22 protein-coding genes and 1 tRNA gene are annotated in these 24,414 nt (G+C 72.0%); 12 read left to right on the forward strand and 11 right to left on the reverse strand.

The features are described 5' to 3' along the window. Nucleotides 1-125: 125 nt before the first annotated feature. The 3 genes from HNR16_RS16075 to HNR16_RS16085 all read right to left on the reverse strand — a co-directional run bounded on the left by HNR16_RS16075 (nt 126) and on the right by HNR16_RS16085 (nt 2,275). The gene (locus HNR16_RS16075; protein WP_158038856.1) at nt 126-1,373 is read right to left on the reverse strand and encodes a MerC domain-containing protein; all 1,248 of its coding nucleotides are present in this window, start codon (nt 1,371-1,373) and stop codon (nt 126-128) included. Nucleotides 1,374-1,475: 102 nt separating this feature from the next. Then, nucleotides 1,476-2,147: a hypothetical protein gene (locus HNR16_RS16080; RefSeq protein ID WP_158038857.1), complete on the reverse strand. Its 672-nt coding sequence runs from the start codon at nt 2,145-2,147 to the stop codon at nt 1,476-1,478. Nucleotides 2,148-2,204: 57 nt separating this feature from the next. Then, nucleotides 2,205-2,275, reverse strand: a tRNA-Gly gene (locus HNR16_RS16085). Nucleotides 2,276-2,387: 112 nt separating this feature from the next. Here HNR16_RS16085 and dcd point away from each other — a divergent pair. The 4 genes from dcd (at nt 2,388) to HNR16_RS16105 (ending at nt 5,115) form a co-directional block, all read left to right on the forward strand. Continuing rightward, nucleotides 2,388-2,993 (forward strand): dCTP deaminase, encoded by a 606-nt coding sequence (gene dcd, locus HNR16_RS16090; RefSeq protein ID WP_158038858.1) that lies wholly within the window; start codon nt 2,388-2,390, stop codon nt 2,991-2,993. A gap of 152 nt (nt 2,994-3,145) precedes the next feature. Next, nucleotides 3,146-3,349, forward strand: a complete 204-nt coding sequence (locus tag HNR16_RS16095; RefSeq protein ID WP_158038859.1) for a CsbD family protein — start codon at nt 3,146-3,148, stop codon at nt 3,347-3,349. Nucleotides 3,350-3,476: 127 nt separating this feature from the next. Then, nucleotides 3,477-4,589: a VIT1/CCC1 transporter family protein gene (locus HNR16_RS16100; protein ID WP_158038860.1), complete on the forward strand. Its 1,113-nt coding sequence runs from the start codon at nt 3,477-3,479 to the stop codon at nt 4,587-4,589. A 1-nt stretch (nt 4,590) separates the two neighbouring features. After that, complete coding sequence (locus tag HNR16_RS16105; protein WP_158038861.1) at nt 4,591-5,115, forward strand: NUDIX hydrolase; 525 nt, start codon at nt 4,591-4,593, stop codon at nt 5,113-5,115. A 61-nt stretch (nt 5,116-5,176) separates the two neighbouring features. Here the strand turns inward: HNR16_RS16105 and HNR16_RS16110 are convergent, their stop codons facing one another. The 4 genes from HNR16_RS16110 to HNR16_RS16125 all read right to left on the reverse strand — a co-directional run bounded on the left by HNR16_RS16110 (nt 5,177) and on the right by HNR16_RS16125 (nt 8,951). Beyond that, nucleotides 5,177-5,764, reverse strand: a complete 588-nt coding sequence (locus HNR16_RS16110; RefSeq protein WP_158038862.1) for a DUF4333 domain-containing protein — start codon at nt 5,762-5,764, stop codon at nt 5,177-5,179. A 25-nt stretch (nt 5,765-5,789) separates the two neighbouring features. Next, nucleotides 5,790-6,689 carry a hypothetical protein gene (locus tag HNR16_RS16115; protein ID WP_179558305.1) on the reverse strand — a complete coding sequence of 300 codons (900 nt, stop codon included), beginning with the start codon at nt 6,687-6,689 and terminating at the stop codon, nt 5,790-5,792. Further along, a complete protein-coding gene (locus HNR16_RS16120; RefSeq protein ID WP_158038865.1) occupies nt 6,686-7,741 on the reverse strand; it encodes a trypsin-like serine peptidase in 1,056 nt (351 codons plus the stop codon). The genes HNR16_RS16115 and HNR16_RS16120 overlap by 4 nt, the downstream gene beginning before the upstream one ends. 139 nt (nt 7,742-7,880) lie before the next feature. Continuing rightward, the gene (locus HNR16_RS16125; RefSeq protein WP_158038866.1) at nt 7,881-8,951 is read right to left on the reverse strand and encodes a trypsin-like serine peptidase; all 1,071 of its coding nucleotides are present in this window, start codon (nt 8,949-8,951) and stop codon (nt 7,881-7,883) included. A 197-nt stretch (nt 8,952-9,148) separates the two neighbouring features. On the opposite strand from HNR16_RS16125, the gene HNR16_RS16130 reads away from it, so the two are divergent. The 7 genes from HNR16_RS16130 (at nt 9,149) to HNR16_RS16160 (ending at nt 16,493) form a co-directional block, all read left to right on the forward strand. Further along, nucleotides 9,149-10,186 (forward strand): LLM class flavin-dependent oxidoreductase, encoded by a 1,038-nt coding sequence (locus HNR16_RS16130; protein ID WP_158038867.1) that lies wholly within the window; start codon nt 9,149-9,151, stop codon nt 10,184-10,186. Between the two features lie 31 nt (nt 10,187-10,217). Then, on the forward strand, nt 10,218-11,852 hold the full coding sequence (locus tag HNR16_RS16135; protein WP_225737708.1) for a DUF7059 domain-containing protein: 1,635 nt from the start codon (nt 10,218-10,220) through the stop codon (nt 11,850-11,852). A gap of 52 nt (nt 11,853-11,904) precedes the next feature. Continuing rightward, nucleotides 11,905-12,312 carry a metal-sensitive transcriptional regulator gene (locus tag HNR16_RS16140; RefSeq protein WP_158038868.1) on the forward strand — a complete coding sequence of 136 codons (408 nt, stop codon included), beginning with the start codon at nt 11,905-11,907 and terminating at the stop codon, nt 12,310-12,312. Nucleotides 12,313-12,399: 87 nt separating this feature from the next. Next, complete coding sequence (locus HNR16_RS16145; RefSeq protein ID WP_218868471.1) at nt 12,400-12,606, forward strand: heavy-metal-associated domain-containing protein; 207 nt, start codon at nt 12,400-12,402, stop codon at nt 12,604-12,606. Beyond that, entirely contained in the window at nt 12,593-14,905 is a 2,313-nt protein-coding gene (locus HNR16_RS16150; protein ID WP_263971448.1) for a heavy metal translocating P-type ATPase, read from the forward strand. The genes HNR16_RS16145 and HNR16_RS16150 overlap by 14 nt, the downstream gene beginning before the upstream one ends. A 101-nt stretch (nt 14,906-15,006) precedes the next feature. Continuing rightward, a complete protein-coding gene (locus HNR16_RS16155; RefSeq protein WP_179558306.1) occupies nt 15,007-15,153 on the forward strand; it encodes a hypothetical protein in 147 nt (48 codons plus the stop codon). 128 nt (nt 15,154-15,281) lie between these two features. After that, complete coding sequence (locus tag HNR16_RS16160; RefSeq protein WP_158038870.1) at nt 15,282-16,493, forward strand: RtcB family protein; 1,212 nt, start codon at nt 15,282-15,284, stop codon at nt 16,491-16,493. Nucleotides 16,494-16,538: 45 nt separating this feature from the next. On the opposite strand, the gene HNR16_RS16165 is transcribed toward HNR16_RS16160, so the two are convergent. Next, complete coding sequence (locus tag HNR16_RS16165; RefSeq protein ID WP_158038871.1) at nt 16,539-18,614, reverse strand: glycosyltransferase; 2,076 nt, start codon at nt 18,612-18,614, stop codon at nt 16,539-16,541. A gap of 208 nt (nt 18,615-18,822) precedes the next feature. After that, a complete protein-coding gene (locus HNR16_RS18910) occupies nt 18,823-20,277 on the reverse strand; it encodes an MFS transporter (protein ID WP_158038872.1) in 1,455 nt (484 codons plus the stop codon). A 303-nt stretch (nt 20,278-20,580) separates the two neighbouring features. Between HNR16_RS18910 and HNR16_RS16175 the strand changes: the two genes are divergently transcribed. Beyond that, nucleotides 20,581-22,245, forward strand: coding sequence for a Mur ligase family protein (locus HNR16_RS16175; RefSeq protein ID WP_158038873.1), 1,665 nt, complete (start codon nt 20,581-20,583; stop codon nt 22,243-22,245). On the opposite strand, the gene HNR16_RS16180 is transcribed toward HNR16_RS16175, so the two are convergent. Beyond that, nucleotides 22,224-22,496: a hypothetical protein gene (locus tag HNR16_RS16180; protein ID WP_158038874.1), complete on the reverse strand. Its 273-nt coding sequence runs from the start codon at nt 22,494-22,496 to the stop codon at nt 22,224-22,226. The genes HNR16_RS16175 and HNR16_RS16180 overlap by 22 nt on opposite strands. Before the next feature lie 224 nt (nt 22,497-22,720). Beyond that, a complete protein-coding gene (locus HNR16_RS16185; protein WP_158038875.1) occupies nt 22,721-24,403 on the reverse strand; it encodes a VWA domain-containing protein in 1,683 nt (560 codons plus the stop codon). Nucleotides 24,404-24,414: the final 11 nt, after the last annotated feature.

A 24,414-nucleotide genomic window follows, 5' to 3' on the forward strand; every position in this document is an offset into this window, starting at 1 on the left:
GTCTAGGGCGCGCCTCGACCACGCGGCATCGTCCTCCGGGTGTGCCTTCGGACGGGGCCGGTGCGCGGATCGTGACCCGTCGCCACGCACGGCGTCCGACCCGCCGGGCTCGTCGCCCGTGTCCGTCACGGGCTCGGTGCGATCTCCAGACGCCACGGCACATTGCTCGTGACCGTCACGACGAGTGGTCGCATCGGCCACAGCATCCGGGTGTCCATGAGGGAGACCCCATCGATCGTCCGGGTCCGATCCGTGCTGTGGATCGTGATGGTCATCTCGCTCGGATAGAGCTCCTGATGGAGGGCGTCTCCCTCAGGGGCGTCGAACGTGAAGGTTCCCATGCCCCCGAGACCCTCGAAGGCGAACATCTCCGTTTCGTCGGCGTCGCCCTCTCCCACGATCGTGGCACCCAGCTTGTACGTGGGCAGTTCGGTCCACGGAGCGATCGTGATGGTCCATTCGCCGTCGGCCTCGACGATGAGGCCGTTGTTCGGCGCGAAGCGCCCGCCGGTGAGGACGCCGCGTTCGGAGAGGCCCGTGGACACGACGATCTCCGCGCCGGCCGTGCCGTCGTCCAGCAGCGTGCTCACGCGCACGGTGTCGCGAGCCGTGGCCGGCTCGACGGTCACGACCGCGAGCGAACCGGTGGCGACGGGGAGCGTTTCGTCGCCGTGACCGGTCAGCGTGAGGGGCGGCCCCGATGCGGGGACGTGGTGGACGGGAATGATCGGACCGTCGGCGCCCCGACCCGAGCCCGCTCTCGTGCCCGTGCCGGTGAGCATGATGATGATCGCGACGAGGAGGATTGCGAAACCGATGATCGTCAGGCCGCGCGAGAGGGCCGACGCGCCTCGCGGACGGACGCCTCGCGAGTAGGCGGGGATCGCGAAGGCCACCCCGAGCGCGATGAGGATCCATGGGAATCCCACGGAGAACTGGAACGCCACCATGGCGAGCGCACCGAAGATCATGGCGATCGGGCCGAGCAGCGCGCGGTACCGTTCGGTCTCGGTGACCGGCGGCTCCGATGTGGCGGCGAGCGATCGATACGAGGAGCGGGGCTCGCGCGATGTGGTCGAGCGGAACGCCGCGGCCGGCCGGGCCGTCGCTCGGTCGTGGGCTCCGGTTCGTGCTGTGTGTTGCGAGACGCGTCGCATCGTCGGGCGGCGGTCGGTGTCGTCCCGCGATGGGTCGCTCCCGGCGCGCGTCGCGTCCGCGGCCGGGGCACGGTCGTCCGGTACCGCCGTGAAGGTCGACCCGGTGAAGAGGTCGGGGGCGCGGTACGCGCTCGGTGCGCGGTAGTCGTGGTTCGGCGCGACGGAACGGTCCGACTCGGCGTAGCCCTCGCGCTCGGTTCGTTCCCTCTGGGCCACGTGTACCCCCGGGTGGAGGGGGCGCCGCTCGGTGCCCGCTCGGGTGGAGTCTATGGGCGTCGCGGGGCGCCGCCAATGGTGAGCGCTCCGAGCGTGTGCGTGTCAGGTGCCGAATCGGGCGACGGCGACGCCGATGCCGACGGTGGCCACGACGGTCACGACGGCGATGACGATCGGTGCCGCTGCGAAACCACGTCCGCCGCGGTCGCGCCACCAGACGACGACGAGCGCGGCGACGCCCGCGAGTCCGCCCAGGACCGCCGCGAGCACGGTGGGATGGCCGAGGAGCGGGACCGCGACGGCGGCGACGGCCAGGAGGATTCCGAAGCGTCCACGCACGGCGCCCCCGGCGGACGTCGGGCGCATCCCGAGGTGCGTGGGCCGTCGGTCGCCGCGGCGGGGCCGGGTCCCGCGTCGTGCGCCCGAGGCCTCCGTGCCCACGTCCCGCGCCCACCGGCGCATCCTCGCCGCGCGGGCGACCGCTGCCTCGGCGTCGGCCACGACCGCGCTCGCCGCCGCTGCCTCGGCGTCGGCCACGGCCGCGCGAGCCGCCGCGTCCTCGATCGCACGCGCGTGCCGTGCAGCGGATGCGGCGCGCTCGGCGGCTCGACGCTCTCGCTCGATTCGCACGTCCTCGATCGCTCGCGACTCGGCCGCCGCGGCGACCGCGTCCGCCCGCTCCTGCTCGTCGGCCTCGCGACCGCCGGCCTCGAGACGCGCGAGGAAGGCGTGGGGATCGGGCCTCGGGTCCTCCCACGGCGTCGTCTCGCCCATGCGTCTCCGTGCGTTCGGCTGCCGAACACGGGCGACCGTCGCACGATCCGATTTCGGAGCGGATGACGGGAATCGAACCCGCGCTATCAGCTTGGGAAGCTGAAGTTCTACCATTGAACTACATCCGCGCACCGGCCGTTCGGCCGACCGCCCCAGTGTAGCAAGGTCGCGCAGTTCGTGTTCCACCGTCGCGGGGAGCCCGCCCGAACGCCCGACGGGTGGCGCCGCTATCCTGATCGCGTGCTGCTGAGCGACGGGGACATCAAGGCCGGGATCGACGCGGGCGCCATCGGTCTCGAACCGTACGACGTCGGCATGGTGCAGCCGTCGTCGATCGACGTGCGGCTCGACCGGTACTTCCGGCTCTTCGACAATCACCGCTACCCGTTCATCGACCCGTCCGAGGAACAGCCCGAGCTGACACGGCTCGTCGAGGTCGACGCCGACGAGGCGTTCGTGCTGCACCCGGGGGAGTTCGTGCTCGCCTCGACGTACGAGCAGGTGACCCTCGGCGACTCGATCGCGGCACGGCTCGAGGGCAAGAGCTCGCTCGGGCGCCTGGGGCTCGTCACGCACTCGACGGCCGGGTTCATCGATCCGGGGTTCCAGGGCCACGTCACGCTCGAGCTCTCGAACGTCGCGACGCTCCCGATCAAGCTCTGGCCCGGGATGAAGATCGGCCAGCTCTGCTTCTTCCAACTGGCGAGTGCCGCCGAGCACCCCTACGGATCCGCCGCCTACCAATCGCGCTACTTCGGGCAGCGCGGCCCGACCGCCTCGCGCTCGTACCTCAACTTCTCGCGCGTCGACGTGTCGGCGACCGACGCGGGTGCCCTCGGCGGCTGACCCGGCCACGTTCACGCGGTCGCTCCGGCTCCCCGCCGTGAGCCCACACGTCACGGGCGCCGAGGCGCGGTCCGAGGTCGCTGTCAGCTTCGGGCGAGATGGTGGTCGTGAGGCCCGCCGACCGGCGGGCGACCACCGACCCGGGAGGCTCCATGGCACTGGACGACGACATCAAGCACACCTCGCAGGACCTCGGCGGCCGCGCGAAGGAGGCCGCCGGCGCAGTCACGAACAACGACGAGCTCAAGCGCGAAGGTCGCGCCGACCAGTTCGAGGCCAAGGTCAAGAACGCCGTCTCCGACGCGGCCGACTCGGTCAAGGAGGGCGTCGACCGCCTCAAGGACAAGCTGAGCTGATCTTCGACGATTCGGCGCAGAACGCCCGCCCGGTGCGACCGGGCGGGCGTTCTCCCGTTCGGGACGGGACCGACGGCGCACCGCGAGGCCTGCCGGACGACGCGCACGACCGATATCATCGATGCACATGACTCCTGTCCTCTCCGCCCCGGGCGACGGCGATCTCACCCGCGACCCGTCGCCGAAGGACATCCGCCTCTGGCGTCGCTACCTCGCGAACGAGCGAGCGGAGGCCGCCGTCTACCGTGACCTCGCCCAGCGACGCGAGGGGGAGGAACGCGACATCCTCCTGGCCCTCGCCGACGCCGAGGGACGGCACGAGGCGCACTGGCGCGAACTCTTGGGGGAGCGGGGGGACGGCGGCGTCAAGCCCGGCATCAACACGCGACTGTTCGGTGTCTTCGCCCGGCGGTTCGGCTCCGTGTTCGTGCTCGCGCTCATGCAGCAGGCCGAGGCCCGGTCGCCGTACGCGACGGAGGCGGACGCGACACCCACGATGGCCGCCGACGAGCGCATCCACGAGGAGGTCGTGCGCGGTCTCGCCATGCGGAGCAGGACGCGCATGTCGGGGATGTTCCGCGCCGCCGTCTTCGGGGCGAACGACGGGCTCGTGTCGAACCTCGCGCTCGTTCTCGGTGTCGGCGCGACGGGCGTCTCGCCGCAGGTCATCCTCATCACCGGTCTGTCGGGACTCCTCGCCGGGGCGCTCTCGATGGGTGCGGGCGAGTACGTCTCCGTGCGCTCGCAGCGCGAGCTGCTCCAGGCGTCGACCCCGAATCCGGAGACGCCCTCCCTCATCCCCAGGCTCGACGTCGACGCGAACGAGCTCGCGCTCGTGTACCGGGCACGCGGCATGTCGGCGGACGACGCGCAGGAGCGGGCCGATCGCATGATCGCGCTGCAGGGGGCCGCGCCGGAGTCGGGTCCGGTGAACCTAACCGGCGGCGAGGAGCACGAGGAGCTCGGCACGCCCTGGGGCGCGGCGATGTCGAGTTTCTGTTTCTTCGCCGGCGGCGCGATCATCCCGGTCCTCCCCTACCTCTTCGGGCTCCAGGGGCTCACGGCCGTCTTCGTATCGGCCGCGGTGGTCGGGATCGCGCTGCTCATCACGGGTGGCATCGTCGGCATCCTCTCGGGTGCGCCGCCCTGGAAGCGTGCTCTGCGGCAGTTGCTCATCGGCTACGGTGCCGCCGCGGTCACGTACGTGCTCGGGCTCGTCTTCGGCGTGACGACGGGCTGACGTGCCCGTCCCGGACTTCGTCCGCGCGCTCCGCGAACGCATCGGTCACGATCCGTTGTGGCTCGTGGGAGCGACGGCGATCGTCCTCCGCCCGGACCCGGACGGCGTCGAACGCATGCTCGCCGTGCGCCGCAGCGACAACGGTGAGTGGACGCCCGTCACCGGCATCGTCGACCCGGGGGAGCATCCCGCGACGACCGCCGTGCGCGAGTGCCTGGAGGAGGCACGGGTCGAGGTCGAGGTCGAACGGCTCGTGCTCGTGACCGTGACCGGCGAGGTGACGCACGTCAACGGCGACCGGGCGCAGTACTGCACGCTCGTGTTCCGCTGTCGCTGGATCGCGGGAGAGGGGGAGGTCGGTGACGAGGAGTCGACCGACGTCGTGTGGTTCCCCGTCGACCGGCTGCCGCCGTTCAGTGAATCCCACGCGTGGCGGGTCGCCGTGGCCCTCGAGAACGCGCCCGAGTGTGCGCTCGTGGTCGGCGGCGTCCGGCTCCCCGTCGAGCCGCCGCCGCGACACGGTTGAACTCCGCGTCCGGGACGACCGGACGTCGCCGCTCGCGTTCCCGGCGTCCGGGACGCCGGGCTCAGGCCTCCGGCGAGCCCACGACGAGCTGTCCGTCGGTGGATCCGATCGTCACCGTGACCGACTGCTGTTGTCCCGCGTACTCGAACGTGCACTGGAACGAATCGCCCTGCTCGTTCTCGATCCGGTCGGGGCACGTGACCCCCTGCAGCTCGGTGAGCCCGAAGTCGGTCTGCAACACCGCGGTCACCTGCGCCTCGACCTCGCCCTTCGGGAGCGTGCCGATGCCGATGGACGCGATGAAGAAGCCCGCGACGCCGCCCACGACGAGCGCGAGGGGCGTGGCGATGAGCAGTGTCAGGAGCGACCGGGACGGTGAACGGTTGGTGGATCCCTGCGTGGCGGGCGGCTGCGTGCCCTGTCCGTAGCTCGACGGCTGGACGCCGAAGCTCCCGGCGCCACCGTAGGCACCGCCGGCGGGCTGGCCGAAGCTGCCCCCCGCGGGCTGCGCGTAGCCGCCGCCAGGCTGGCCGAAGCCGCCGACCGCGGGCTGACCGTAGCCGCTCCCGGCGGGCTGGCCGTAGGCCCCCGACGGTTGTCCGTAGCCGCCGCCTTGCGGGGTGCCGAAGGGTGAGTTCGGGGTGCTCATGCGTGCTCCTCGTGGTGCGTGCGGATCATTTGCCGTCGCGGATCTCGTTGATCGCCGTCCAGAACGCGCCCACCTGGCCGGACGGTATCTGGGTGACGAACGATTGGTCGAGCGTCGCGGGGTCGGTCGGCTTGTCGGCGTCGTCCGGTTCACCCGTCAGCTCGAACCCGAACTGGGCCTGCAGGGACTCCGAGTCGGACCCGACCTGACCGTTGACCTCGACCTTCGTGACGACCCCGTTCGGGTCGAGCCACACGTGCAGCGGGATGAACGCCTCCATGACCTCGTCCCCCAGTCGCTGCCGCAGCTCGTCCGTCATCGTGAAGAGCTCGGCGTCATGGAGCGAGGCGAACGTCACGGCGGAGGTGACATGGCGGGAGCCGTCGGCGTTCACCTCGATCTGCACCGGGATGTCCTTGCCGTGCGCCTCCTGTGTCAACGTCCACGCGTTCGAGATGCCGCAGAGGAACTGGACGGACTCGAAGCGACACAGCTCCTCCTGCGTTCGTCCGATGTCCCCCTGGGGAATCGAGACCCACGGCGTCTTCGTCACGGGGAGGTACGCGTCACCGAACAGGAAGTAGGTGTTCATGCTCCCGCCCATGTGCACGACATCGATCGTGCCGTGTTCGATCACGGCGGCCTGCTGCGACTTGTACGTCGTTCCCCAGACCGTGGTCTCGAGCCGCGTGTGAAGGGTCTCGCCCTGCGAGGTCTGGGCGTGCGCGTAGCCGACCGAGGTGAAGTTCTCCGTCTCGGCGATGCCCTCGAAGATCGAGGTCCCGAGCACTTCGAGGGCGGCCGCCTCGTGGAAGGCCGCTTTCGCGTCGTGGTTCGCGACACCGTACGGCGTCACGCCGGCGCACCCCGTGAGCATCGCGAGCGCGAGGACGGCGAGCCCGAGCGCGTTCGTTCGTCGGGTCATGCGCCCGCCTCCCTGTAGAGTTCGAGTGCCTGACGACCGAGGATGGACCCGTTCGAGACGTCGTTCCCGCCCGTCGAGTTGACGGCGACGACGTATCCCGCGCCGAGGCCCTTGTCGTAGTAGGCGTTCCATGCACCGCCCGACGAGCCCTGGGTCATGTCGCAGAGATGGCTGTAGCCGCCCGCCGAGCTCTGCGACCAGTTCGTCGACGCGCACATGTACTCGTCCGACCCGTCGAACGGCGGCGCCGACGGATAGCCGATCTGTGTGATCGCCTGCACGGGCACCCCGAATGCGATGCCCTGCCCACCGGTGACGTCCTGGATCGACTGGCCGTTCTTCTCCTCCATCACGAGGAAGGCGAAGTCCGTGGTCCAGCCGGTACCGCTCACGCGTCCCTTCTCGTCTGCGCGAGCGTTGTCGATGAAGTTCTGCGGCACGAGGAACTCGGTCGCCGCCCAGATCCCGTACGGCTGCGATGCGCCGTTCCCGGCGTCACCGGGGACGAACACGACGTTCGTGGCGGGGGTCCCGCTGCCGTCGAGGGCCATGACGCAGTGCGCCGCCGTCACGACGACGTTGCCGGACGTGCTGTTGACGACGGTCGCCGAGCACACGTAGGTGGATCCCGCGACCTCGAAGTAGAGGCGACCGTAGGTCGCGGCCCCGAGGCCGGCCCGATCGTACGGAACGGCCTCCGGGATGTCGCCGAACCCGTTCGCGGACTCCGCCGCCGGGGTCGGCACGGTGGGTGGGAAGTAGGCCCCGGTCGCGGGGTCACCCGGGCCGAGCGAGACGCCGTTGTCCGGGTCGGTGAACTCGAGGCCGCTCGCGTCCGCGAACATGTCGGGATTCGACCAGTAGTCGTGGCTCTCCTGCGGCGTCGAGTCGAAGGTCTGGCGGAGGCTCACGGATTCGATCTGCACGGGTGGGGCGTAGGGGGCGTAGCCGCCCGCCGCAGGGACGGCGTCGACCGCCGTGCAGCCGGTCAGGCCGAGGACGGCGGCCGAGATCACGAGTGCGAGTGCGCGGCACGATCGTGAACGGAGCATCGGCGTCCTCTCCCTCGTGGTGGGGGCCGGGGCGACGGCGGCTCGCCGCCGCCGGATGATTCGGTTCATGGTAGCCGGGGGACCGTGGCCGCTCGTCGCGCGAACGGAGGTGCGATGTGCGACGGCGGGATGAGATCCGTCACTGCTTCGCGTCCGCCTGTTCGTACAGTTCGAGCGCTTGCTTCCCGAGCGGCGAGCCGCTCGTCGTGGGCGTTCCGCTCAGGGAGACGGTCGAGGTCGTCGCGATGATGTAGCCGGCGCCGAGCGTGCGGTCGAAGTAGGCCAACCAGCCGCCGCCCGAGCATCCCGGCGTCATGTCGCACGGATGGCTGTAGCCGCCCGCGAAGCTCTGCGTCCAGCTCGTCGATGCGCACACGAACTCGTCCGTCCCGTCGAACGGTTCGGCGGTCGGATAGCCGATCTGCGTGATGGCCTGCACCGGGACGCCGAACGAGATGCCCTGGCCGCCCGTGACGTCCTGGATGGACTGGCCGTTCTTCTCCTCCATGATGAGGAACGCGAAGTCCGTGGTCCAGCCGGCTCCCGTGACGGATCCGGAGGCCTCGACGTGTGCGTTGTCGACGAAATTCTGCGGCATGAGGTACTCGACCGCGGCCCACTGGCCGTACGGCTGGGTCTGCGCGTTGCCGGCGTCGCCGGGGACGAAGACGACGTTCTGTGGCGTACTGCGATCGCCCGAGAGATCCATGAGGCAGTGTGCGGCGGTCACGACGATGTCACCGCGCGAACTGTTGACGACGGTCGCCGAGCAGACGCCGTTGTGACCGTTGAAGGCCATGTAGAGCCGGCCGAACGTCGATGCGCCGAGCCCGCCGCGGTCGTACTGCTGCGCCTGGGCGATGTCGCCGTACCCGTTCGTCGATTCCGCGGCGGGCGTCGGGGTCGTCGGCGGGAAGTAGGCGCCGGTCGCGGGATCGCTCGCCCCGACCGTGATGCCGTTGTCGGGGTCGGTGAAGTTCATGCCGTCGGCGTCGGCGAACATGTCGGGATTCGACCAGTAGTCGTGCGTCTCCGGCGCCGAGGAGTCGAACGTGTCGCGGAGCGCGACCTCCTCGGACACCACGGCCGGAGCGTACGGTTGGTAGCCGCCCGCCGCGGGGGTCGCGGTGACCGACACGCACGCCGTGAGCGTGGGGACGAGGAACAGCACGGCGATCGCGGTCATCGCGCGCCGATGAGTGTCGGTCACCTGTGCGTCCTTCCGGCCCCGACGCGGGGCGAAGACGGGACGGTCGCTCGGGCCGGGTGCGCTCCGATCGTATCGGCGGCGCGGTGGCGGGGCATCGTCGGTGGGCTGATGCGACATCATCGTCGAGACGGATGTCGGGCGCCGCGGGACACCCGTCGAGGGGAATATCCGGACGGCTCCCGGGCGTTGGCACCAATATGTCTGCTGTTCCCCTCTCCGTCCTCGATCTCGCAACCGTCAGCACCGGACAGGACTCGGCAGCGGCCCTCGCCGCCTCCATACGACTCGCCCGAGCGGCGGACGAGCACGGGTATCGGCGCTTCTGGGTCGCCGAGCACCACAACACCGTGTCGGTCGCGTCGACCGCGCCCGCCGTGCTCCTCGGCGCGATCGGCGCAGCGACCGAACGCATCCGTCTCGGCTCCGGTGGCGTCATGCTCCCGAACCACGTGCCCTACGTCGTCGCCGAGCAGTTCGCGCTGCTCGACGCGCTGTATCCCGGCCGCATCGACCTCGGGCTCGGCCGCGCGCCCGGGACGGACCCGCTCACGGCGGCCGCGCTGCGCCGTGACACGTCGCAGCAGGCGGTCGACGAGTTCCCCGCCGACGTGGTCGAGCTGCTCGGGCTCTTCGGCGATCCGCGCACCGCGCCCGCGGGTGGTCGGCGTCTGCTCGTGACGCCGGACCAGGCGACGCGGCCCGAGATCTGGATGCTCGGCTCGAGCCTCTTCGGGGCCGAGCTCGCCGGGCGGCTCGGACTGCCGTACTCGTACGCCAACCACTTCGGGATGAACGGTGACCCCGTCGGCGCGGCCGAGCACTACCGACGGCACTTCGAGCCGTCCCCCGCACTCGCCGAGCCGTACTTCATGGTGAGCGTGTCGGCGCTCACCGGGCCGGACCCCGAGACGGTGTCGTACCTGTCGGGGCCGGCGAAGGTCATGCGCCACCAGATCTTCACGGGTGCGCGCGGCAAGGTGATCGCCCCCGACGAGGTGGCCGCGTACGCCGACCGGGTCGCCGATCGGGGCCTGTTCGACGCGATGGCGGGGTTCCAGCTCGCCGGGTCGGCGGAGGTCGTCTCGGCAGGGATCGACGAGCTCGCGGCACGGACGGGGGCCGACGAGGTGCTGCTCGCCGGTACGACGTTCGACGTGGAGGACCGCATCCGGACGCTGCGCGAGCTCGCCGCCGTCCGCGACCCGAGCGGTGCCGGGGCGGACTCGGACGCCTGACCCGAGCGGGAGGTGCGACCATAATGTGCGGGTGATCGATTCCCCCGCGGCGTCCGGCGCCGAGCCCCGTGAGTCCGCGTTCGACGACCCGACGGACGCCCCTCGCACCGACGACCTCGACGCGATCGCGCGGCTGCGCGCCGCCCTGCTCGCGGCCGACTACACGGTCGACGGGGTCGAACGGCTCCTCGGGGAGGAGCCCGCGGCGGCCCTGCACCGCGATCTGTTGGCACCGGCCTCGATCGTGCTCGACCGGGCGGCCGAGGCCGACGACGCCCAGGTGCCCGGCGCGAGCGGTCTCGTCCGCCTGTTCCTGCTCGCCGAGCCCGTGCGCGCCGAGCACGTCGTGGCGCTCGACGAGCTCGTCGCCCTCCGGCTCGTGGGGCCGGCCGACGAGCACGGTGAGGTCCGGGCCCTCGTCGATCTGCGGCCGTACGCGAGCGACGAGGGGCTCGACCTCTGGGTCGCATCCGACCTCGGTGGCGTGCAACTGCCCGGCCTCGCGCGCCCCCTGCGGCGGGACCACGTCGTCGGGATCGGACCGGCGACGACCGCCCTCGCGCAGCTCACACCGCGCACGCCCGTCGAGCGCGCCCTCGACCTCGGCGTCGGCATGGGGGTGCAGACGATCCATCTGCTCGCGCACGTCGCGCACGTCGTCGCGACCGACATCTCGGCCCGCGCGCTCGCGTTCGCGCGCTTCAACCTGCTGCTCGGCGCGCCGGCCCTCGGCATCGAGCCGGCGCGGCTCGACGAGCGGGTGTCGCTCCGCCTCGGCGATCTTCTCGAGCCCGTCGCGGGCGAACGGTTCGGCCTCGTCGTGTCGAATCCGCCGTTCGTCATCACGCCACGCCGCGACGACGAGCGCGCGAGCGAGCAGTACACCTACCGGGACGGCGGCCGGCCCGGCGACGCGATCGTGCACGACCTCGTGACGGGGCTGGGCGACGTCCTCGAGCCCGGTGGCGTCGCGTGCATGCTCGGCAACTGGGAGATCCACGAGGGGGATGCGTCGTGGCACGAGCGCGTCGGGTCGTGGGCATCCGACGACGTCGATCTGCACGTCGTGCAGCGTGAGCGGGCGGGCGGCGTCGAATACGCCGACATGTGGCTGCGCGACGCGGCCGAGAACGCGGAGCTCGGCTCCTGGCGCTCGGCGTTCGAGCACTACCTGGACGACTTCGCGCGGCGTGGGGTCGATGCGGTCGGGCTCGGGATGCTCCTCCTGCACCGACGCCGGGACGCGTCCGGCCCCGTCCTCCGGAGGTTCGAGGAGATCGGCACCGCGCTCGGACAACCGCTCGGTCCCGTCGTCGCGGGCGAGTTCGAGCGCGTCGAGTGGCTGCGCGGCCTCGACGACACGGCACTGTTCGACGAGACGCTCGTCGTCGCGGGCGACGTCACCGAGGAGCGCCACTCGCGGCCGGGCGACGAGCACCCGAGCGCGATCCTGCTGCGGCAGGGTGGCGGGTTCCGCCGCACGTTCCCCCTCTCGACCGAGCTCGCGGCGTTCGTCTCGGTGTGCGACGGCGAGCTCGCGGGCGCCCAGATCGTCACGGCGATCGCGGCGCTCCTGGGCCTCGACGACACCGCGCTCGCCGTGTCGCTCGCCCCGGATGTGCGCGACCTCGTCGAGTTCGGGTTCCTCGAGCCCGCCTGGCTCTGACGTCGTCGGGCGCACTCGGGGGATCGGTACCTCCCCGGGGTATTCTGTGTGCATGAGTCAGCAGGACACGAGCGCGATCGACACCCGCCCCGTCGAGGAGGATCCGGACGCACTCGACCGTGCGCCCGAAGGGGAGCACTGCTCCGCGCACGACGCGACGGGGCACCACGGCTACGCGGGTGACGTCGTCGCGCTGCAGAATCGCCTGCGCCGGATCGAGGGGCAGGTGCGCGGGCTGCAGCGTCTCGTCGACGAGGACGCGTACTGCATCGACGTCGTCACGCAGGTCTCCGCGGTCAAGTCCGCGCTCGATCGCGTCGCGATGCTCCTCCTGCAGGACCATCTGGGGCACTGCGTCGCGGGCGCGGTCGAAGCGAGCGTCGCGAGCGGGGACTCGAGCGAGGTCGAGGCGAAGATCGCGGAGGCGACGCGCGCGATCGAGCGGCTCGTCAAGAGCTGAACCGCTGGTGCTGAATACCCCATGGGGGTATTCTGTCGCCGTGTCCCACGTGACACACCCACGAACGAGGACCACCTGGAGGGCGCCATGATCACCACCTACACGATCTCGGGCATGAGCTGCGGCCACTGCGAGGGCGCCGTTCGCGACGAACTCGCGCGACTCGACGGCGTGACCGCCGTCGAGGTGAGCGCGCCCGAGGGCACCGCGCGTGTCGAGAGCGCCGCTTCGCTGCCGCTCGCCGCCGTCCGCGACGCGATCGGGGAGGCGGGTTACGAGCTTGTCGACGCCTGAACGCACCGACGACGCCGACCGGGCTGCGTCCCCGACCGTCATCGCCCTCGACATCGAGGGCATGACGTGCGCGAGCTGCGCGGCACGCATCGAGAAGCGCCTGGATCGCCTCGACGGCGTCGACGCCCGCGTCAACTACGCGACGGAACGTGCCGATGTGCGCGCCGAAGCGGGGGCACTCGGTCTCGCGAGCGACCGGGAGCTGCGCGATCGCCTCATCGCCGAGGTCGATGCGATCGGCTACGGGGCGCGTGAACACGTCGACGCGACCGCGCTCGCGGCCTCGGAGGCGGCCGAGCGCGCCGCCGAGGACGCCGCGGCGCGGCGGCGCATGCGCATCCGATTGATCGTGAGCGCCGCGCTCGCGGCCGTCGTCATCGTGCTCGCGATGGTCCCCGCCTGGCAGTTCCCCGGCTGGCAGTGGGTCTCGCTCGTGCTCGCGGTCCCCGTCGCGACGTGGGGTGCCTGGCCGTTCCACCGGGCCGCGCTCGCGGGGCTCCGACACGGCACCGCGACGATGGACACGCTCGTGTCGATCGGCGTCACGGCCGCCATGCTCTGGTCGGTCTACGCGCTCGTGTTCGGGCACGCGGGCATGATCGGCATGACCCACGGGTTCGAGTGGCGCCTCGAGCCCGGCTCGGGCGCGGGCGACGTCTACTTCGAGGTCGCGACGGGCGTCACCGTGTTCCTCCTGCTCGGCCGCTCGCTCGAATCGCGTGCGAAGCGCGAGGCGGGATCCGCCCTCCGAGCGCTGCTCGACCTCGGCGCGAAGGACGTCGAGGTGCAGGAGTCCGACGGGACGACGCGGCGCATGCCCATCGACGCCCTGCGCGTCGGCGACCGGTTCGTCGTTCGCCCCGGTGAGCGCATCGCGACCGACGGGTCCGTCGTGACGGGCGCCTCCGCCGTCGACACCGCCATGCTGACGGGCGAATCCGTTCCCGTCGAGGTCGCCGCGGGCGACGACGTGACGGGCGCGACCGTCAACACCTCCGGCACGCTCGTCGTGGAGGCGACGCGCGTCGGCGCCGACACGCGACTCGCACACATGGCGAGGCTCGTCGAGGACGCGCAATCCGGGAAGGCGCGCGTGCAGCGCCTCGCCGACCGGATCTCCGGTGTCTTCGTCCCGATCGTGCTCGTCGTGTCCGTCGTGACCCTCGTGGGGTGGCTCGTCGCCGGCGGCGGCCCCGAGATGGCGTTCACGGCCGCCGTGACGGTCCTCATCATCGCGTGCCCGTGCGCCCTCGGGCTCGCGACCCCCACGGCGATCCTCGTCGGGACGGGTCGCGGCGCACAGCTCGGCATCCTCATCGGCGGCCCCGAGGCGCTCGAACGTTCTCGCGGCATCGACACGATCGTGCTCGACAAGACGGGCACGGTCACGAGCGGCGTCATGCGCGTGCGCGGTACCGCACTCGTGTCCCCGAGCTCCGGCGACGAGGCGGACGCGGACGTCGGGGTGCTCGCCCGGGCCCTGCGCCTCGCCGCGACCGTCGAGGCGCGCAGTGAACACCCCGTCGCGCGCGCGATCGTCGACGCGGCGACGACCGACGGTGGGCTCGGAGAGGTGAGCGACTTCCGCAACGAGCCCGGTTTCGGTGTGCGGGGAACGGTCGACGGCGTCGACGTCCTCGTCGGTCGCCCCGACGACGAGTTCGAGGCGACGGGCGAGGCGGCGCGACTGCTCGCGGAGGACGTGACCGCGGTCCTCGTCACGCTCGACGGCACGCCGACCGCGATCGTGACGGTCGCCGACGAGGTGAAGCCCACGAGCGCCGAGGCCGTGCGTCGACTGCGCAGGCTCGGGCTCGATCCGATCCTGCTGACGGGCGACCGCGCCGCGGCCGCCGAGCGCGTCGCGCGCGAGGTCGGCATCGACGACGTCGTCTCGGGCGTTCTGCCCGAGGGCAAGGTCGCCGAGATCGAACGCCTGCAGCGTCGCGGTCGCCGCGTCGCGATGGTCGGCGACGGCGTCAACGACGCCCCCGCGCTCGCGGTGGCCGACCTCGGCATCGCGATGGGCACGGGAACCGACGCGGCCATGGAGGCGAGCGATCTCACGCTCGTGCGCGGCGACCTCGGGGCGGCGGCCGATGCCATCCAGCTCTCGCGGGCGACGTACCGCACGATCGTCGGCAACCTGTTCTGGGCGTTCGGTTACAACACCGCGGCGATCCCGCTCGCGGCCTTCGGCATGCTCAATCCGATGCTCGCCGGTGCCGCGATGGCGTTCTCGTCGCTGTTCGTCGTCGGGAACTCGCTTCGCCTGCGGGCGTTCCGGCCGGGGCGCTGAGCGCCCCGGTCGCGCCCGCTCCCCGCCTTCGACCCCTTGACGCCCGCGGATTCCGCTGTTTGACTGAGCGGTCGTCCGACCGATTCCGACGTGAGGCCGCCGTGCGCACCGACACCCCCACGAATCTCGCGAAGCGAGATGCCGTGGCGTCGTCGACCGCGTATCCGCGCGTCGAGCGACTGCAGCAGCAGTTCGAGGGCCTCGAGCCCGCATTCGGAACCGGGGGGACGACCCGACGGCGACGCTGAGCGTCGTCCGCGGGATCCACGCCACCGGTTCACACCGGTGGCGTTCGTCGTTCACGCGCGTCCCGGTGTGTCAGGTGGGAACCGACCGCGCGATCATCCGGTCCGCGGTCACGACGAAGGGAACGATCATGTCCGACGAACTGCCCGTTCGGCTCGCTGGAGCGCGGGCGCCGACGCTCATGTGGGCGGCGGAGAACGAGATCGAGCAGGCGGCGCTCGCGCAGTTGCGCAACATCGCGGCGCTGGAATGGGTGCACGGCGTGCGCGTCATGCCCGACGTGCACCTCGGGAAGGGGGCGACGGTCGGGAGCGTCATCGCGATGGAGCGCGCCGTCTCACCCGCCGCCGTCGGTGTCGACATCGGCTGCGGTGTCGCCGCCGTCCGCACCTCCCTCGTGGCGGACGACCTCGAGCGGATGCCGGTGCTCCGTTCGGCGGTCGAGCAGACGATCCCCGTGGGGTTCCGCGGCCACGACGACCCCGTCGACGTGCGCCCGCTCCGGCTCGACCGGGGCTCGGCCGCGTTCTGGGGACGTTTCGGCGAGCTCGCACCGAGCGTGCAGCGGCTCGAGTCGAAGGCGCACCACCAGCTCGGCACGCTCGGTGGCGGCAACCACTTCCTCGAGGTGACGGTGTCGTCCGAGGACGCCTCGGTGTGGCTCACGCTGCACTCCGGGAGCCGGAACATCGGCAAGGAGCTCGCGGAGCGGCACATCACCGTCGCGCGCGGACTGCCGCACAACCAGGACCTGCCCGATCGGGACCTCGCGGTGTTCCTCCGCGACACCCCGGAGATGGCGACGTACCGCCACGACCTCGACTGGGCGCAGGAGTACGCGATGCGGTCCCGCGCGGTCATGATGGAGCTCTTCAAGGGCGTCGTCGAACGGCACTTCGAGGCGGCGTCGGTGCGCTTCGGGGAGACGATCTCGGTGCACCACAACTACGTCTCCGAGGAGATCGTCGACGGCCGCCCGATGCTCGTGACGCGGAAGGGCGCCATCCGCGCGGGCGCGGGCGAGCTCGCCCTCGTCCCCGGCTCGATGGGCACGGGGAGCTACATCGTGCGGGGGCTCGGGAACCCGGCCTCCTTCTCCTCCGCATCCCACGGAGCGGGGCGGCGCATGTCGCGGAACGCCGCACGACGCGCGTTCGGCGGTACCGACGAGGGGGCGAGCGAGATCGCCGCGCAGCTCGGGACCGTGGAGTCGCGACGCGACGCGGGGATCCTCGACGAGCTGCCGGGGGCCTACAAGGACCTGCACCACGTCATCGCGTCGCAGCGCGATCTCGTGGAGGTCGTCGCACACCTGCAGACCGTGCTCTGCGTGAAGGGCTGACGGTCGATCGGGGCGCCGCGCACGATCCGCGCGGCGCCCCGGCGCTCAGGAGACCCGCTGCAGGCAGATGCTCGTCGAGAGCGGGTCGTACTGCCCACCGACGTGCACGACGTCGGGTCCCGCGATCTCGAGCTGGGTGCCGTACGCGTCGAGCGCCTCGCGCACCTGTGCCTCGAACTCGGGCAGGTGCAGCCAGCGGTGCGCGCCGAACGGTGCGGGGGAGGGGAGGTCGGGCGGCGTCGGCGTCGCCGCGGGGCCCGTCGTGACGATCTCGACCACGGGCGTTCGCGTGCGGTCGGCGGCGACACGCGTCGCGGCGTGCAACCGCACGTGGTCGGGGTGGCCGTAGCCGCCGTCGCGGTCGTACACGACCACGACGTCCGGCGCCGTCGCCCGGACGTGGGCCTCGAGGTCACCGGACAGTTCGGTGATCGACGCGCGGGCGAGCGTCGTCGTGTCCACGTCGTCGATCGGGCCCGCGATCCGCTCGGTGACCCAGGACATGCCCGAGTCGGCGTAGCGGCGCTCGTCGAGCCCCGCGGCCCGCGCGGTCCCCTCGCCGAGCCACGCGCGTCCCGTGATGCCGAGCGCGTCGCACGCGGCATCGCGCTCGCGCTCGCGCTCGAGCCCGATCCGCTCGATGCGCTCCGGCCCGTCGAGGGCGGCGAGCTCGGGGTCGTGCGCGTCGCGCACCTCGCCCCGCTCACCCCGCGTCGCGGTGAGGAGGTCGACCTCGATGCCGCGCGAGGCGAGCCAGGCCGCGAGCGGACCCGTCGTGAGCGTCTCGTCGTCGGGGTGGGCGTGCACGAGGAGCACGCGACCGGCGTCGCCGAAGACCGCCTCGTGGTCGCGCTCGCGCGCCGCGCGTTCGATCGCGAGGCGGGGTTCGTCGAGCCCGCCGCCGCGTCGGGCGGCCGCGATGAGCTCGGTGGCGCTGCGTCCAGCGACGAGACCGGCGTAGAACTCGAGGTGCGCCTCGGCCGAGCGCGTCCAGCTCTGCGTCTCCGCCCACGCCCGTGCCGATCGGCCGAGCGCGCTGCGGGCGTCCTCGTCGGCGAGCAGGCCCGAGACGACCTCGCGCCAGCGGCTCGGCACCCGGCCGGGCACGATGACACCGCTGACGCCCGACACGACCGCCTCGTGGAGACCACCCGAGGGGGCCGCCACGGTCGGCACGCCGCACGCCGCGGCCTCGAGGGCGACGAGCCCGAACGTCTCGGAGTAGGAGGGGAACAGGACGAGGCTCGCGCAGCGCATGAGGGGGACGAAGTCCTCGCGCTCGAGCCCGCCGAGCCGCTCGACGCGGTCCGCGATGCCGTGTCCGTCGATGAGTTCCTCGAGGGCGGCGTCGTAGTCCGCGAAGTCCTTGCCCGCATCACCCGCGATGCGCAGGTGCGGCGACTCGTCGCCCGCCCGCGTCGAGAAACCCGCGATCGCCTCGACCGCGAGGTCCGCGGCCTTGAGCGGTTGCAACCGCGCCGCGAACAGCACGTACGGTGCCTCCTTCGGGCACCGCACGCTCTCGTCGGGAGCGAAGAGTCCGAGATCGACGCCGGGCCGGATGACACGGATGCGGTCGGGATCGGCCCCGATGCGCTCGACCGTGTGCGACTCGGCGATGCTCACGGCGACGATCGCGTCGGCCTCGCGCGCGGCGCGTGCCTCGCCCGCGACGCGGTCCGGCGACTCGGGCGGCTCGCCCTCCGAGAGCGGCGCGCCCTCACGCGCCGCGACCGAGTGGTAGCTCACGACGTGGGGCACGTCCCACTCGCGCGCGAGCTCGAGCCCCGCCATCGCCGACATCCAGTGGTGCGAGTGCACGACGTCCGGCCGCGGCTCGGCGCGCAGGGCCTCGGTGTAGTCGTGCAGCCAGGCGTCGATCTCGCTCTTCGGGAGCACGACGGCGGGGCCGGCATCGATCTGGTGGAGCGTGAGCCCCGGAGCGATCTCGGCGACGGCCGGTTCCGCGGGGTCCATGCGGCGCACGTACACGTGCACGTCGTGCCCGAGCCGGGCGAACTCGGCGGTCAGATGACGCAGGACGACGTTCATGCCGCCCGCGTCGGCGGAACCGAGCGGGGCGTACGGCGACGTGTGCATGCAGAGGATCGCGAGGCGCATCGCGGCCTTCCCTTGGCGGAGGTGACGCTTCAGCTTAGGCGGCGGGATCGCGGCGGGACGATCGCCCGCCGTCCACCACGACTCCGGGCGTCACGGACCGATCGGCCTCTCGCCGAGCCCGCCGCTCCGTCCGGCGACCGGGAGCGGACCGATGCGCGCACGCGGTCTCGACATCCGCGTGTCCGCTCGTCCGGTCGGGGCCGACGGGTCACTCGCTCCGGAGGTCGACGTTCGTCGGCCGCGCGCGCACGGGGATGAGCAGGGCGAGCCCGATCACGAGCACGACGGCGATGCCGATGACGCCCATCTTCGTGTTCTGCGTGAGGGCGACGAACATGGCGAACAGGAGCGGCGTGAGGAAGTTCGCGGCCCGGCCCGTCGTGGCGTAGAGCCCGAACATCTCGCCCTCGTGGCCCACGGGCGACATGCGCGTGAGGTAGGAGCGGCTCGCCGCCTGGGTCGGCCCGACGAACAGGCACAGGAACAGGCCGAGCACCCAGAACACGGCCTGCGTGTTCGGGAGGAACAGCAGCACGATCGCCGTCACGGCGAGGCACGCGAGCGAGACGACCATGACCGCCTTCGGGCCGAAGCGGTCGTCGAGCCGGCCGGCGACGAGCGTGCCGAGCCCCGCGACGAGGTTCGCGGCGACCGCGAAGTAGATGACCTCGCTCGAGGAGAAGCCGTAGACCTGCGCGGCGAGGATCGCACCGAACGAGAAGATCGCGGCGAGCGCGTCGCGGAAGATCGCGCTCGAGAGGAGGAACACGAGCGCCCGCGGCTGGCGGCGTCCGATCCGCGCGATCGTGCGGAACAGTTCGACGTACGAGCGGAAGAAGCCGATGCGCGTGTGCCCCTCGACGCGCGGGTTCTCGGGGACCGCCCGGAACACCGGTATCGCGAAGACGAGGTACCAGACGGCCGAGACGACGATCGCGATCCGGATGTTGAGCGCATCCCCGTCGGCGCCGGAGGGGACCTGCAGGAGGCCACCGACGCCGGGTGTCCCGAAGGACTGGATGAACAGCACGAGCAGCAGGAGCAGGAGCGCGATCGAGCCGAGGTAGCCGAGGCCCCAGCCCATGCCCGAGGTGCGTCCGACGTTCGCGCGCGTCGAGACCTGCGAGAGCATCGCGAAGTAGTTCACCTGCGCGAACTCGGAGAACACGGTGCCGATCGCGAGCAGGGCCGCGCCCCACACGAGGAAGGCGGGTTCGGGACGGATGCCGAACATGCCGAACATGATGACGATGACGAGGCCCGTGTGGATCGCGAGCCAGAGCTTGCGTCGACCCGACCCGTCGTTGCGCAGCCCGAACGCCGGGGCGAGGAGCGCGACGACGACGCCCGAGGCGGCGATGAGACTCGCGATGAGCGTCGACGATGCCGCCTGGGCGGCGATGTACGCGGGGTCGTCCGCGGGGAGCCCGACGACCGAGGGATCGAGGAACAGGTCTGACGCCAGGTAGGTCGCGAACACGAACGTCACGACGACGGCCTGGAACGCCGAGTTCCCGACGTCGTAGAGCGCCCAGGAGAGCGACCGGCGACGGAGTTCGCGCGGGGTGAGCCTCGCGCTCCCGTCGACGGTCGGGGTGCGGCCGTCGTCCGGCTCGTCCGTCGGCTTCGACTCGGGGTGGTCCCCGGATACGCGGTTCTGCACGGTCGCAGTCTAGGGAGGGCGGGTGTCCGAACGGCATCCTGTTCCGGTCGCTCTGTGGACGGCGGTGTCGACCGAGCGCGGCCGGGTCACGCTGTGGGGAACCGAGAATCGCTCACGTTCCGTGGGTGCCGTTCGATTCCTGGGCGGACTCCGTCTCCGTCCATAGGGAATCCATAGCGGCGGCCGTTACGTTTTCGTTATCGCCCAGCCGCCCCGGATCGCTCACATCCGAGGGCCCGCCCCCGCGACGATCCCGTGCCCGACGAGGGCCGTTTCGTCGTGCCCGGCCCCTGAGAGGACACCATGCTCCCCGAACTCGCTCGACCGACCGCCCCCCGCCCCGTCCCGCTGACCACCGTCGGGGCTGCCGTCGATGCGGAGTCCGTGATCGGCGGGGACGGTGTCGTCGTCACGGGTGTCACGAGCGACTCCCGGCGCGTGCTCCCGGGCGATCTGTACGTCGCCGTTCCCGGCGCCCGTGTACACGGTGCGCAGTTCGCGGAACAGGCGAGAGAAGCCGGTGCCGCCGCTGTCCTCACGGACGCGGACGGTTCCGGGCGCGTGGTCGCCGCCGGGCTCCCCGTGGTCGTCGTCCCGCACCCCCGGGCGACGATCGCACCGGCGGCGGCCGCCGTGTACGGCACGGCGACGAACGCGCCGACCCTGTTCGCCGTGACCGGCACGAACGGGAAGACGACGACGACCTATCTCGTCCGGGCGCTGCTCGAGTCGCTCGGCATGCGCGCCGGGCTCTCCGGCACCGTCGAGCGGGTCGTCGGGGAGCGTTCGGTCGAGACGCGTCATTCCGGGCGCCTCACCACACCCGAGGCGGACTACCTGCACGGTCTCGTCGCCCGGATGGCGGAGGACGGCGTCGAGGCGGCGGCGATCGAGGTGTCCTCGCACGGGCTCGACGGGAACCGTGTCGACGAGCTCCCCTTCGAGGTCTCGATCTTCACGAACCTGTCGCAGGACCACCTCGACGTCTACGGCACGATGGAGCGGTACTTCGAGTCGAAGATGGCGCTCTTCCGTCCCGAGCACACGCGTCGCGGCGTGATCATGCTCGACGGCGAATGGGGTCGTCGTGCGGCGTCGGAGGCGCGGGTCCCGGTCACGACCGTCGCGACGGCCGCGGGCCCCGATGCGGAGGCGGCGGACTGGACCGTCCGCATCGATCACGAGGTCATCGCGCGCACCGACTTCACGCTCGTCGGGCCCGACGGCGTCCAATTGCGCTCGAGCATCGCACTCCCCGGCGCGTTCACCGCGATCGACCTGTCGCTCGCGGTCGTCGCGCTCGTCGAGAGCGGTATCTCGCTCGACCGCATCCGCTACGCGCTCGACTCGAGCGACGGGTTGCACCCCTCGGTTCCCGGACGCCTGGATCTCGTGTCGATGGATTCCCCGCTCCGCGTCTACGTCGACTACGGCCACACCGAGGCCTCGTTCCGCGCGGTGCTTCACGCACTCCGGCCGTTCACGCCCGGGCGCCTGTTCATGGTGTTCGGCGCGGACGGCGACCGCGATCGTGGCAAGCGGCCAGCGATGGCCCGCGCCGCGAGCGAGGAGACGGACGTCGTGATCGTCACCGACTACAACCCCCGCACCGAGGATCCGGCCTCGATCCGTGCGACCCTGCTCGAGACGATCCGCACCGAGTTCCCGGAGCGCGAGGTGCACGAGGTGCCCGAGCCGGGCGACGGCATCCGTCTCGCGATCGAGCTCGCGCGCCCCGGCGATCTCGTGTTCGTCGGTGGCCACGGCCATCGGGCGGACGTCGAGGTCGGCGGCCGGGTCGTCCCCTTCTCCGCGCGGGCCGTCGCGGTCGATGCGCTGCGCGAATTCGGGTGGCTCGACACACCCGCCTCCGCTCGGACACCCGGCGAGGCGGACGGGCGGACGGAGGCGGGAGAGCGCGGATCCGCCTCCGACGCCGAGGAGGATCACCTGGCTCGCGCCTGCTGACCGCACGGCTCGTCTCCACCGTCGCCCTGCTCCGGATCGAGCGGGGCGACGGTGCATTCCTGCACGATGTCGCTCGCGGGTACCGGGGGTGTGAGGGTGAGGAAGTGCCACCCCGTCCCGAGCACTGCGCCCGCGAGGACGCCGCCCGTGAGGGCGAGCACGGCGACGCGTCGGGGGACGCGGCGGGCGCGCAGCGGTCGGGTGCCGACGTCGCCCCGTGCCGTTGGTACCGCCTGCGTTATCGGCGCCACGGCGACGGGCGGTGCGAGCGACGCGTGAGGTCCCACCGGTGCGGGTGGCATCCCCGCGGCGAGAGGTGATCCCCACGCGTGAGGGGCCACCGGTGCGGGAACCGGGAGGCGCGCGTCGCCCGTTCCACCCGGTGACTCAGGGGGAGGAACCAGCTCGGTGTCGGTGTCGGCTGCGCTTTCGTGCGATCCGTCGTTCCTCCGGTCGTTCATGTCGTTCGTCCCGTTCATCGGTAATCGTTCTGGACACAGGGTTCGCCCGCGGGAACACCGCGTCCCGTGATCCCCTCGCCGTAGACGCCGACGAAGATGACGCTGCGTCCGTCGTAGCGGTGGCCGGGCCCGGCGGCGTCGAAGAACTGCAGCTGCGTGCCGTTCTCGCCCTCGACGACCCAGCGCTCGTAGGCGACCCCCTGTTCCAGGCGCACCGCGCCGAAGGCCGCGCCGATCTCGGCGCGCGTGGGTTGCTCGGACATGCGATCGAGCGAGACGGCCTTCGTCGCGACGGCGGCAACGCGACCGTCGAGGATCGTGATGTGCGGGCCGCCGTTCACGAGGTCGCCCGCGATGACGCACACGTTCGGCTCGGACGAGCCGACGCGCCACTGATCGAACGGGATGCTGGTCCATGTTCCGGCGTCCTCTTCGGACCAGATGCCGAGGTCGGGCACGGCCGCCACGAGCTCGGCCTCGGTCATGCCGATCAGGATGGGGCCGATCCCGCGCGTGGTGGGCGTCACGTCGAGCCCGTCGAGGGTCGTCGGTGCCCCGATCGCGGGGAGCGCCGCCGCATCGGCCACGCCTTCGGCCCGTGCCCGGTCGGGCTCGCCCGCGATCGCGAGCGTGATGCGCGTGATCCGCACCCCGTCGACGGTCACCCGATAGGCGGCACCGCTGCGAGGGCCCGTCTCGAAGTACTCGTACCTGCCGTGTGCGCCCGTACCGGAACCGATCGGCTCGCCGTACAGCGCGAGCGCCCGCTCGCGTGGGTCGCCGACCGCGAGGCCGGCGGTGGTCGGAATCGGGTCGCGCGGGACGAACTCGGTCGCGACGCCGGCGTCGAATCGGATCCACCCCGAGGGCGTCTCGGCGACGACGGGCTCGACGTCGGTGGGCGACGCGACGAGCTCCGGCGCGACGCTCGCCGCGCGGCCGAGCGTGTCACCGAGAGCGATGCCGTCGAAACCGGTCGCCCCGAGGGCGTTCCCCGTCGAGGCCCCCAGTACCTCGCCGAGGGCGGCCGTGAGCTGTGCGGTCGAGCCCGCGGTCGTGGAGCGTCCGCCACCTGCCGTGGCGATGCACGCGTGTTCGCGGCGCGTCGGGTCGACTGCCGCCGTGCCGATCGCGACGACGTCGATGCGGGCCTCGGGAAGATCGGCACGGATCTGCCCGACCCGTTCGCAGACCGGGACGTCCGCGCAGTCGTCGGTGCCGTCGGTCACGAGCACGATGTGGGCGGGTGTACCGGGAACGACGAGGTTCGCGGCCGTCCGGAGCGCCGCCGCGACGGGCGAGCGACCCGTCCCGGTACGCCCCTCGAGGAGAGAGCTCGGGCTCGCGGCGGCATCGACGACCGACACCGACGGGTCGATCGGGCGGGCGTCCACCTGGACGTCGTTGCACGAGTCGCCCCACGAGGAGGTGGAGCGCGGCAGGGTCGACCCGAAGGTCAGGACGCCCGCCCGCTGGAGGTCGACGTGCTGCTCGACGGCCGCGAACGAGGCACGGACCGCGCTCGCCCGTGACTCGCCGTCGGGGAGCGTGTGCGCCATCGACGCGGAGTCGTCGACGACGAGCAGCGTCGTCGCGCCGAGCGGGACGGGTGGTGCCGCGAGCCCGGGCCCGGCGGCGACGAGCGGCGCGAGCAGGGCGGCGCCGGTGAGCGCGACGAGCGTGACGGTGCGGCGCATCCGCGGCCGAG

The organism is Pseudoclavibacter chungangensis (genome assembly GCF_013410545.1).
Classification (GTDB): Bacteria; Actinomycetota; Actinomycetes; order Actinomycetales; family Microbacteriaceae; genus Pseudoclavibacter; species Pseudoclavibacter chungangensis.